We start from the raw sequence: 928 nt of genomic DNA on the forward strand, positions 1-928 counted from the left end.
CAGTGCGTAATCGGCGAGCGGCTCGAGCTCGAAGCCGAGCTTGCCCATCCACTGCGCCATCTGTGACCGGTCGATCTCGACCTGATCGCGGGCATAGATCGCTTCCTGGCGGTAGAGCGGCAGGCCATCGGCGTATTTCGACACCGCGATCTGCGCCAGCAGCGCTTCGGTCGGAATGCCGCTTTCGATAATGCGGGCGGGCGCGGCTGCCTGGATGACGCCGTCCCAGCCCTTGTAGGCATATTTGGGGCGACGCGTGACGATCACCCGGAACTTCGCCGGGGTGACATCGAGCCGTTCGGAGACGTCCTCGCCGATCAGGATCTTTTCCAGCGCTTCGCAGCCAGCAGGCGTCTCGGGCTCGATGACCACCTCGATCCGTTCGAGATGGGCCGCAAAGCCTTTGCGAGGGCGCGGGGCGCGCTTCGCTTTCGAGCCGCCCGCAGACTTCTCCATCTGCGCTTGGATGGCCGCCACGCCGGTTTCGATCTCGTCGAAGACCAGAGCGTACTGCTCCTCGCTCAGCGCACCGGCCCGCAACCTTTCGGAGCGGCTGCCGAAGCGCGACCGCTCCAGCATCTTCACCACCGCCGTCAGTCGTGCGATCCGCTCCTCGGCGCTCTTGTTGACCAACTCGAGATGCGTATTGTGGACTTCGAGATCGGCATTACGCTCTTCCAGACCGGCGGCTTTTTCGGCCATGGCAACAACCATCGCCTTGAGCGCGTCAACGTCGTCCGGGAGCGCGAGATCGGGTGCCGACATGGCCAAAATCAGAGCATATTCGCGGGCAATTTTCCCGCGTTTTCAGCTCCCTGATTCATCATGCCGCAGGGTTTTACCCAACCGATTGCGGCCGCCTGACGGTCTCCGTTCGAACCCGTTTCCAGTCCATTCCGTCAACCAGAGCCATGAGCTGAGCATGATT

Annotated in this window: 1 protein-coding gene; it reads right to left on the minus strand. The window is 62.6% G+C overall.

The window, feature by feature from the left end; genetic code table 11:
* Positions 1-765, minus strand: a 765-nt coding sequence (locus NKI16_RS33980) for an IS66 family transposase (RefSeq protein WP_352924818.1), incomplete at its 3' end; no start/stop codon positions are given.
* Positions 766-928 lie beyond the last annotated feature (163 nt).

This window comes from Mesorhizobium sp. M0698 (assembly GCF_040320455.1).
In the GTDB taxonomy this organism is placed as follows: Bacteria; Pseudomonadota; Alphaproteobacteria; order Rhizobiales; family Rhizobiaceae; genus Mesorhizobium.